Here is a 9,763-nt window from a genome sequence, read left to right as displayed (position 1 = left end):
GACCCGCGCCACCCCCTCCGCGACCGGCCCGGCGAGCGATGTGCACCCCGTGCTCCGGCACGCCACGGCCCCGCCCGCCGCCCTCGACCTGCTCGCCCAGGCCCACGCCGGCCTCTCGGAGGCCGTCACCCTCGAAGCGCCGAACGAGCGCTATGCGGCGGCCCACCTCGCCGCCCTGCGCACCGCCGCCGCCGTGCTCGCCGCCCGCGGCCGCCCCGAGACCTCCCCGCGCCGCCGCGCCCGGATCCGCAGCGCCTGGGAGGTCCTGCCCGAGATCGCCCCCGAACTGACCGAGTGGAGCGCCCTCTTCGCCTCCGGCGCCGCCCGCCGGGCCCGCGCCGAGGCCGGCATCCGGGGCGCCGCGAGCAGGCGGGACGCCGACGACCTGATACGGGACGTGGCGATGTTCCTGCGCCTCGTGGAACGGATGCTCGTCCTTCAGCCGGTCCTGCCCCGGCCCCGCCCGGACGCCGAGGAGCCCGGCGCCGCGGGGGCCCGCGGTGACCTGTCGGATGCGGGCTGACCACGGGTGGTGCGCCCGGCGTCCGCCGAGCGAGACGGACACGGCCGCGACCCCCGCGATGACCAGGCAGAGCGCCGAAGGCAATAGGGTGGAGACGCCTGAAAGACGTCCAGCCCTGCCGAGGAGCCAACTGCCGTGTCGGACCCGATGCGCCCGCCCGTCTCCCCTCCCCACTCGCATACGGCCTCGCTGCGCTTCGACCGTTCCGGCACCCGCGCCTCGCTGCGTACCGCCGTGGTCTCGGAGGTCCTCCAGGACGCCCTCGACCGGCGGGTCAAGGCGACGGGACGGGACGCGCTGGACGTCCTGGACACCGGCGGCGGCAGCGGCAACTTCGCGGTGCCCCTCGCCCTGGCCGGCCACCGGGTGACCGTGGTCGACCCCAGCCCCAACGCGCTGTTCGCGCTGGAGCGCCGCGCCGCCGAGGCCGGCGTCGCCGACCGGGTCAAGGGCGTCCAGGGCGACGCCCACGGCCTGTTCGACGTGGTCGAGCGCGGCGGCTACGACGCGGTGCTGTGCCACGGCGTCCTGGAGTACGTGGACGACCCGGCCGAGGGCATGCGCAACGCGGTCGCGGCCCTGCGTCCCGAGGGCGTCCTCAGCGTGCTGGCCGCGGGCCTCGGCGGCGCCGTGCTCGCCCGCGCCCTCGCCGGCCACTTCACCGACGCCCGGCAGGCCCTCCAGGACCCCGACGGCCGCTGGGGCCCCGGCGACCCGATGCCGCGCCGCTTCACCGCCGAGCAGCTGACCGCGCTGGTCGAGGGCGCGGGCCTGCGGGTCGGCGCGGTGCACGGCGTGCGGGTCTTCGCCGACCTGGTGCCCGGGGTCCTGGTGGACACCGAGCCCGCCGCGCTGGACGCGCTGCTGCGGCTGGAGGCCGCCGCGGCCGAGCTGCCCGCGTTCCACTCCGTGGCCACCCAGCTGCATGTGCTCGGCGAGACGCCGGGCGCCACCGAGGTCTGAGCACACGGCCGACCCGCCGCTGATCAGGGCATCGGCGGCGGATGGAGTACAGCACAAGCCCCCCGATCGTGGGGTTTGCGCCGTATGATCGAGGTACACCACCCGGCATGACGGGTCGGCCGCCGGGGAATGGAAGCATCGGCGAGCCGGGACGGCCATGGCGGGACCCCGGTTGGTCAATTGGCGCAGAGGGGCGGGTTTCACGGGGGCGATTCCCTGCCTATCCTGAAGGGACCCCCCGGGTCGCCCCGGCGACCGCACGATGAGGAGGACTCCGTGCCGCTCTCGGAGCACGAGCAGCGCATGCTCGAGCAAATGGAGCGAGCGCTGTACGCCGAAGATCCCAAGTTCGCGTCAGCGCTTGAGGGAAGCGGGCTGCGTACGTACACCCGGCGGCGGGTCTACCAGGCGGTCGCGGGCTTTCTCGTCGGTATCGCGCTCCTCATGGCCGGAATGGTCGCCCAGCTGATCTGGATCAGCGTCGTAGGTTTCCTCGTCATGCTCGGCTGCGCGGTGCTCGCGGTCACGGGCTGGCGCAAGGCGCCCAAACCGGGGGAACAACCCGCGGGCGCGGTACGGCGCCCGGTGCGGGCCAAGCGGTCCATGATGGATCGCATCGAGGAGCGGTGGCAAAGACGGCGGGACGAACAGGGACGGTAGCGCTCCGCTGGTTCGGCCGTTCTTGATCTGAGCTTTTCCGAGGGGTGACCACCAGGACCGGTGGTCACCCCTCGGCTTTGTCTCCGGCTCTGCCGCCCCGCCTCGCTGTCGTCGGCTGTCCCGCCGTGGTGGCTGGTCGCGCAGTTCCCCGCGCCCCTTGTGGGGCGCGGGGTGAGGGGTGCGCGTCCGGCTAACGCTCCGAGGGGCGCGGGCGTCGTAGCGACGGCCGGGCCGCCGTCGCGCGGGTGCGGAGCGTCGACCAGCGGGCCGAGACCGCCCACAGGGCACGGACCGCCGAGCGGGGCAGGAGGCGGGCCCGTAGACGGGCCTTGCGGGGGGCCGTGCCGTAGAGGGCCGCCGTGACCTGGCGTACGTCGTCGGCCACGCCCGGGGCGGGATGCGGCCGGGGGGCGTACAGGACCTGCTCCAGGGCGCCGGCGACGCGGTGGACCGCGGCGCTGGCCGGTCCGTCCAGGCGGCCCAGGCGGATGATCCGGTCGGCCGCGCCCCGCGGGGTCAGCGACTCGTCCGGCAGGATGCCCAGGTCCCACGCGCTGTCGGTCAGCTCCTGCCACGCGGCCAGTGTGTGCGCCGCCGCTCCCGCGTCGGTGCGGGCATGCCCACCGAGCCGTACCGACCGCACCCGCGTCCGCCACAGCAGCGGCGAGAGCGGAACGGCCAGCACCACCAGGACGGCCAGCGCGGTCAATGCGAACCACCACGGGCCCGGACCACTGCCGCCCCCGGCCGGGACCGCCGCCGCCGACGGCATGTCGCACGCTCCCGGACCGTTCGCGCAGTCCGCACCGGCCGACGGGGCCGCCGACGGCTTCGAGGAGCCGTTCTTGGACGGCAGCGACTGGTCCGGCTGCGAGGTGCCGGGCGTCACCGACTGGGTGTACGACGGCACCACGCCCCGCGTCGGCGTCGGCTCGAACCGCGTCCAGCCCACGCCCTGGAAGTACAGTTCGGGCCAGGCGTGCGCGTCCTTCAGGCTCACCGCCACCGAACCGTCCGCCTGCGGGGTGCCGGGCGCGAAGCCCACCGCGACCCGGGCCGGGATGCCGAGGGTGCGGGCCATCGCCGCCATCGCGAAGGAGAAGTGGACGCAGAACCCCTGCTTCTTCTTCAGGAAGTTCGCGATGGCGTCCGGACCGCTGCCGACCGCCACCTGGGTGTCGTACTGGAAGCCGCCGTCGGTGGAGAACCAGTCCTGGAGCCGCACGGCCTGCTCGTAGTGGTTCTTCGCGCCCGCCGTGACCTCCCGGGCGGTTCGCGCCACCACCTTCGGCAGCGTGCCCGGCACCTTGGTGTACTCGCGCCGCAGCGCGGCCGGCGGCTCCGGCGCGGTCGCCAGCTCGCCCGCGGTCGGCCGTACGTCCAGGCTGGTCACCTGGTACGTCTTGCCGCGCGTGGTCTGGCCGTGGTCGCCCACCAGCGTCATGCCGACCGGTTCGTACCGCCAGCTGCCGCCGATCTGCACCTTGCTCGGCGGATAGGGCATCGGCAGCCAGTCCTGCGCGTACCAGTCCGCCGCCGTGACGGTGGTCCGCTGGGTGTCCCGCCGGACGTCAGGGCTCAGCCCGGACGGCGCCGGGAAGGTGTTCGGCACGCCCACGATGTGCCGCTGCGCCGGCTTCCAGGTGGTGCCGTCGAAGTCGTCCAGGGAGACGATGCGCAGATACAGGTCCGAGAGGTCGGGGCTGCTGGTGCGCACGGACAGCACCGTGCGGTCGTCGGTGGTGTTCAGGCTGTCGCGCAGCGACACCAGCGGGTTGACCGCGGAGATGGTGCCGCCGCGGCCCGGACCCGCGCCGACCCCGGCGCCGTCCGCGGCCAGCAGACCGCCCTGCATCGCGGGCAGCACCAGCGGCACCAGCAGGGCCACCCCGAGGGCGACCGCGCCGATCCGCCGTCCGGTGCGCACCGGGGCGACCGTGCCCCCGTCCGGGGCGCCGCCCTGGGCACGGGGTGGGGCGCCGAAGACGCGGCCCCACTGGGCGAGCCGGTCCCGGCCCTCGGCGAGCAGCAGCATCAGATAGCCGCCCGCCGCCACCAGGAACCACAGCCAGTCCGGGCCGCCCTGGGACAGCCCGGCGGCCACCGAGTACAGCGCGAGCAGCGGCAGCCCGGCGGGCGCGGCGCTGCGGAAGGTCACCGCGAGGGTGTCCACCAGCAGGCCGATCAGCAGCACACCGCCGATCAGCATCAGCCGGATGCCGTCGGTCAGCGGTGCCGGTATGGCGTACTGGCTCACGTCCTGCGCGCCCTGCCGCAGCAGTTCGGCGAGGTACGAGAAGGTGTCGGGGCCCGGGATCACCCCGGCGATCGCGTGCCCGCGGGCGAAGACCAGGGTGAGCAGCAGCAGCGTGGCCACCGCCTGCACCAGCACGGTCAGCGGCCGGCCGAGCGGCACCCGCCGGGCCGCCGCGCCCACCCCGCTCTGCACGACCACCAGCGGCACCAGCTCCAGCAGCCAGGACGGTCCGTTCACCAGCGGCAGCAGCGCGCACGAGGCCATCAAGGTGGCAGCCGCCGCGCACAGCGCCAAGCGCGCCCGCCCGCTCATGCCCGTGCCTCTCCGGCCATCGCGGCCAGGCCCGAGCGCTCACGGTCCGCCCGGTGCCACAGCTCGTCGAGGGCGGCGCCGCGCGGCACACCGACCACCGTCCAGCCCGCGTCGCGCAGCAGGTGCAGCCGGTCCGAGCGCGGGTCCGCCGGGCGCGGGGGCTCGGCCGGGTCGCGGGTCCAGACGGCCGGGTCCAGGACGAAGGCGACGGCGCCGCCGCCGCGCCGGTTCATCCCGGCGACCGTGGTGGCCTGCTCCTCGTCCAGGTCGCCGAGGAAGGCGATCAGCAGGCCCTCGCCGCCGCCGCGCAGCGCGTCATGGGCCCGGGAGAGGTCCTCGCCGCCGGAGTGGTCGATCACCGCGAGGGTGTCCAGGATCAGCCCGGCCGCGTCCGCGGCCTCCTGGCCGCCGCCCGCGAAGCCGTCGGCGCTCTCGCCGGGCACCGCGCTGCCGGTGTCCGTCAGCAGCCGTACCGAGAAGCCCCGTTCGAGCAGGTGCACCAGGGTGGAGGCGGCGCCGGAGACGGCCCATTCGAAGGCCGAGTCGGGGCCCGCGCCCTCGTAGGCGCCGCCGCGGGTGTCCAGCAGGACGGTGCAGCGGGCGCGCCGGGGCTGTTCCTCGCGGCGCACCATCAGCTCGCCGTAGCGCGCGGTGGAGCGCCAGTGCACACGGCGCAGATCATCGCCGTACCGGTAGCCGCGCGGGATCACGTCGTCCTCGCCCGCCAGGGCCAGCGCGCGCCGGTGTCCGTCGCCGTAGCCCTTGGCCTCGCCGGCGAACCGGGCCGGGGCCAGCGGGGTCACCCGGGGGATGACGGTGAGGGTGTCGGACTCCGCGAAGGAGCGGGTCAGTTCGCACATCCCGAAGGGGTCGGTGAGGCGCAGCTGGAGCGGGCCGAGCGGATAGCGGCCGCGCAGGTCCGAGCGGACCCGGTAGGACACCTCGCGCCGGCCGCCCGGCTCCATCCGGTCCAGCACGAACCGGGGCCGGGGCCCGAGCACATAGGGCACCCGGTCCTGGAGCATCAGCAGACCGGTGGGCAGCCGGGAGACGTTGTCCATCCGCAGCCGGACCCGGGCCTCGCCGCCGGCCGGGACGCGCGCGGGGGACAGCGCCCGGGTGCCGGAGACCCGGTAGCGGGTGCGGTAGAGCACGGTCGCACAGGTCAGCGGCAGCGCGGCCAGCAGCAGTCCGACGCGCAGCAGTTCGCTCTGGCCCAGCACATAGGCACAGATCGCGGCGGCGATCCCGGCCGCCAGGAAGGAGCGGCCGCGGGTGGTCAGACCGGCCAGCGCGGTACGGATCCCGCCCGCCTCCGGGCGCTCGCCGGCCGCCCGCTCCGTCCCCCCGGCGCTCATCACAGACCCCGCGGGGGCTGCTGGGGATAGGCGGGCACGCCGCGGCCGATGCCGTCGAGCCCGCCGCGCGCGCCCGGGGCCGCGGGCACCGGGGTGCGCTGGAGGATCTCCTGCACCACCTGCTCCGCGCTGCGGCGGTTGAGCTGGGCCTGGGCGGTGGGCAGCAGCCGGTGCGCGAGGACGGCCACGGCGAGTTCCTGGACGTCGTCCGGCAGCGCGTACTCCCGGCCGGCCAGGGCGGCGGACGCCTTCGCGGCGCGCAGCAGATGCAGGGTGGCACGCGGGGAGGCGCCGAGTCTGAGATCGGGGTGGACGCGGGTGGCGGCGACCAGCTCCACCGCGTACCGGCGCACCGGTTCGGCGACATGCACCCCGCGCACCGCGTCGATCAGCTTCACGATCTCGTGGGCGTGCGCCACCGGCTGGAGGTCGTCCAGCGGATTGGCCCCGCCGTGCACGTCCAGCATCTGGAGCTCGGCCTCCACGCTGGGGTAGCCGACGGAGACACGGGCCATGAAGCGGTCGCGCTGGGCCTCGGGCAGCGGGTAGGTGCCCTCCATCTCGACCGGGTTCTGGGTGGCCACCACCATGAAGGGACTGGGCAGTGCGTAGGTCTGTCCGTCGATGGTGACCTGGCGCTCCTCCATGGACTCCAGCAGCGCCGACTGGGTCTTGGGCGAGGCGCGGTTGATCTCGTCGCCGATCACGATCTGCGCGAAGACCGCGCCCGGCTTGAACTCGAAGTCGCGTCGCTGCTGGTCCCAGATGGAGACACCGGTGATGTCCGAGGGCAGCAGGTCGGGCGTGAACTGGATGCGCCGCACCGAGCAGTCGATGGACCGCGCCAGCGCCTTGGCGAGCATCGTCTTGCCCACGCCGGGAACGTCCTCGATCAGCAGATGGCCCTCGGCGAGCAGCACGGTCAGCGCGAGCCGTACGACCTCGGGCTTGCCCTCGATCACGCCTTCCACCGAGCCGCGCACCCGTTCCACGGTGGCACTCAGATCGCTGAGGTTCTCTCGACCGTCATAGGTCGTCACCCGGCCCTCCTCGGCCCGTTCTTCCCGGGCCGGCACGCTTGATCACGGCCGGCCCACCCCGAAACACGGACACCACGCGGGAATGGTTCCGCGCGATGTCGCACACCGCATTCTTGCTGCCGTTACCGATTCGTGTCACCGCCTGTGGACAACTGCCCGCACGATGTCGGTCGTACGGCCCTTTCGGCCAGGCTTTCGATACGTTTCGGTGGGGATTGCCTCGGGGGCGGAAGTCGGAACGGAAAGTGCCCCGGGTCGGCCGGGGCGCCGGTCAGGCCGGGTCCACCTCGCGCAGCGCGCCGGTGCGCACGTCGAAGACGAAGCCGCGCACGTCCGTGGTGCTCAGCAGGAACGGCGAGGTACGCACCCGCTGCATCGACTGCCGTACGTCCTGGTCGACGTCGCGGAAGGACTCCACCGCCCACGCCGGGCGCTGGCCGACCTCCATCTCCAGGTCGTGCCGGAACTCCTCGGTGATGGTCTCCATGCCGCAGCCCGTGTGGTGGATGAGCACCACGCTGCGGGTGCCCAGCGCCCGCTGGCTGATGGTCAGGGAGCGGATGACGTCGTCGGTGACGACCCCGCCCGCGTTGCGGATGGTGTGACAGTCACCCAGTTCGAGGCCAAGGGCGGCGTGCAGGTCGAGACGGGCGTCCATGCACGCCACGACGGCGACCTTGAGCACGGGACGGGCGTCCATGCCGGGATCGGTGAACTCGGCGGCGTACCGCTGGTTGGCCTCCACCAGGCGGTCGGTCACAGCGCCACCGCCACTTATGGCGCCTTCGGATCCAGTGGGAACTGCTGCGGAAGTCGACATACTCATGACGTTACTGGTCACTCGTGGACGTGGCCTGCTGTGAGAGCGGACAAAGAACGTCATCGTGGCTTGTTGTGAGCTACCCCATACGGACGGCAAACCAGGGCCGGAAGGGTGAATCTGTTCGAAAGACGGCGCCCGTGCGGAGGCGGTGCGCGACGCGCAGGCCGGTTGATTGACCGTGAGACACCGTGGACTAAAGTGACGCGAAGCGGGAGGCGTGCTTCTCCCTGCTGGTGAAACCCCCGGAGACCCGGCACCCGCCCGGATCCGTCTCCCCGCGTGCGCGGCGCGTACGTACGGCTCGGCCTCCTCCCGCTCCCCGGTCGGCTGACGCTTCCGGCGCCGGCCGCGCCCCTGTTCACGAGCTGGCGGGGCCCGCGGTGCGCACGGCGCCTCGCCGGAATGAGAGGCCCCCTTGAGCCAGAGTCGACACGTCCCGGTGATGCTCCAGCGGTGCCTGGACCTGCTGGCACCCGCCCTGGAGCGCCCGGGAGCGGTGGTCGTCGACTGCACCCTGGGCCTCGGCGGGCACAGCGAGGCGCTGCTGGACCGGTTCCCCGAGGCCCGCCTGATCGGCCTCGACCGGGACAAGGAGGCGCTGCGCCTGTCCGGGGAGCGCCTCGCGCCCTTCGGTGAACGGGCCACCCTGGTGCACGCCGTCTACGACGAACTGCCCGAGGTCCTGGAGCGGCTGCGCGTCCCGCGCGTCCAGGGCGTCCTGTTCGACCTCGGCGTGTCCTCCATGCAACTGGACGAGGCCGACCGCGGCTTCGCCTACGCCCAGGACGCGCCGCTCGACATGCGCATGGACCAGACGACCGGGATGAGCGCCGCCGAGGTCCTCAACACCTACCCGGCGGGCGAACTGGTGCGCATCCTGCGCGCGTACGGCGAGGAGAAGCAGGCCAAGCGGATCGTCGGGGCGATCGTGCGCGAGCGCGAGAAGGAGCCGTTCAGCAACAGCGCCCGCCTGGTGGAGCTGATCCGCGACGCGCTGCCGCAGGCCGCCAAGCGCACCGGCGGCAATCCGGCCAAGCGCACCTTCCAGGCGCTGCGCATCGAGGTCAACGGCGAACTGTCGGTCCTGGAGCGGGCGATCCCGGCGGCCGTGAAGGCCCTCGCCGTCGGCGGGCGGGTCGCCGTGCTGTCGTACCACTCGCTGGAGGACCGGCTGGTCAAACAGGTGTTCGCGGCGGGTGCGGCGAACACCGCGCCGCCCGGACTGCCGGTGGTGCCCGAGCGCTACCAGCCGCGGCTCAAGCTGCTCACCCGCGGTGCCGAACTTCCCACCGAGGAAGAGATCGCCGAGAACCGCCGGGCCGCCCCCGCCAGGCTGCGGGGTGCCGAGCGCATCAGGGAGGACGCCGAGTGAGCCGGACGGGTGGGCTGGACTCCGGGACCTCGGTCCTCGGAACTCACTGGGGGAGCGGTGCCTAGGAAACCCGAACTGCCCGAACTGAAGGGGCGGGCCGCCCGGCTCGCCCGGCTCTTCCCGGCCGGCCGCGCCAAGGCCGCCCGCACCCCGTTCGTCCTCCTCGTCGTCCTGCTCCTCGGCGGCGGCCTCATCGGGCTGCTGGTGCTGAACTCCGCTCTGAGCGAAGGCTCGTTCAAACTCGCCGATCTCCAGAAGCGCACCCAGAACCTCACCGACGAGGAACAGGCCCTCCAGCGGACCATCGACGCCTACTCGGCCCCCGACGCCCTGGAGCGCCGGGCCCATGAACTCGGCATGGTCCCCGGCGGCGACCCCGCCTTCCTCGACCCGAACGGCACGGTCAAGGGCGTACCCGGCGCCGCCACCCCCGAGGCGGCGCCGGGTACGCCCTT

At 73.8% G+C, this 9,763-nt stretch carries 9 protein-coding genes; 5 read left to right on the top strand and 4 right to left on the bottom strand.

The genetic code is table 11. The annotated features are described in order from the left end of the window. The 3 genes from CCN72_RS28490 to CCN72_RS28480 all read left to right on the top strand — a co-directional run. A partial coding sequence (locus tag CCN72_RS28490) for an SAV_6107 family HEPN domain-containing protein (RefSeq protein WP_086810768.1) occupies positions 1-523 on the top strand: 523 nt, incomplete at its 5' end. A gap of 135 nt (positions 524-658) precedes the next feature. Continuing rightward, entirely contained in the window at positions 659-1,486 is an 828-nt protein-coding gene (locus CCN72_RS28485) for a class I SAM-dependent methyltransferase (RefSeq protein WP_167408725.1), read from the top strand. A gap of 276 nt (positions 1,487-1,762) precedes the next feature. After that, positions 1,763-2,146, top strand: coding sequence for a DUF3040 domain-containing protein (locus tag CCN72_RS28480; protein WP_037653071.1), 384 nt, complete (start codon positions 1,763-1,765; stop codon positions 2,144-2,146). 190 nt (positions 2,147-2,336) lie between these two features. On the opposite strand, the gene CCN72_RS28475 is transcribed toward CCN72_RS28480, so the two are convergent. The 4 genes from CCN72_RS28475 to CCN72_RS28460 form a co-directional block, all read right to left on the bottom strand. After that, positions 2,337-4,715 carry a transglutaminase TgpA family protein gene (locus CCN72_RS28475; protein ID WP_086810764.1) on the bottom strand — a complete coding sequence of 793 codons (2,379 nt, stop codon included), beginning with the start codon at positions 4,713-4,715 and terminating at the stop codon, positions 2,337-2,339. Continuing rightward, positions 4,712-6,073, bottom strand: coding sequence for a DUF58 domain-containing protein (locus CCN72_RS28470; protein ID WP_086810762.1), 1,362 nt, complete (start codon positions 6,071-6,073; stop codon positions 4,712-4,714). The genes CCN72_RS28475 and CCN72_RS28470 overlap by 4 nt, the downstream gene beginning before the upstream one ends. Then, entirely contained in the window at positions 6,073-7,113 is a 1,041-nt protein-coding gene (locus tag CCN72_RS28465) for an AAA family ATPase (RefSeq protein ID WP_086810760.1), read from the bottom strand. Before CCN72_RS28465 ends, CCN72_RS28470 begins: the two co-directional genes overlap by 1 nt. Before the next feature lie 271 nt (positions 7,114-7,384). After that, the gene (locus tag CCN72_RS28460) at positions 7,385-7,933 is read right to left on the bottom strand and encodes a beta-class carbonic anhydrase (protein WP_085564308.1); all 549 of its coding nucleotides are present in this window, start codon (positions 7,931-7,933) and stop codon (positions 7,385-7,387) included. 418 nt (positions 7,934-8,351) lie between these two features. Here CCN72_RS28460 and rsmH point away from each other — a divergent pair, with 418 nt between their 5' ends. Together rsmH and ftsL are read left to right on the top strand one after the other, a co-directional pair. Continuing rightward, on the top strand, positions 8,352-9,308 hold the full coding sequence (gene rsmH, locus CCN72_RS28455; protein WP_078967214.1) for a 16S rRNA (cytosine(1402)-N(4))-methyltransferase RsmH: 957 nt from the start codon (positions 8,352-8,354) through the stop codon (positions 9,306-9,308). Between the two features lie 57 nt (positions 9,309-9,365). Then, positions 9,366-9,763 (top strand): cell division protein FtsL (ftsL, locus tag CCN72_RS28450; RefSeq protein ID WP_208638121.1); only part of this gene is annotated, 398 nt, incomplete at its 3' end.

Origin of the sequence: Streptomyces murinus, from assembly GCF_002154555.1 — a bacterium.
Taxonomy (GTDB): Bacteria; Actinomycetota; Actinomycetes; order Streptomycetales; family Streptomycetaceae; genus Streptomyces; species Streptomyces murinus.
The sequence above is the reverse complement of the archived record's forward strand: the minus strand, read 5'-3'. Positions and strand labels throughout refer to the sequence as shown.

Coding starts and splice junctions, on each gene's coding strand:
- CCN72_RS28475 (WP_086810764.1), bottom strand. CDS start 4,715: ATGAGCGGGCGGGCGCGCTTGGCGCTGTGCGCGGCGGCTGCCACCTTG.
- CCN72_RS28470 (WP_086810762.1), bottom strand. CDS start 6,073: ATGAGCGCCGGGGGGACGGAGCGGGCGGCCGGCGAGCGCCCGGAGGCG.
- CCN72_RS28460 (WP_085564308.1), bottom strand. CDS start 7,933: ATGTCGACTTCCGCAGCAGTTCCCACTGGATCCGAAGGCGCCATAAGT.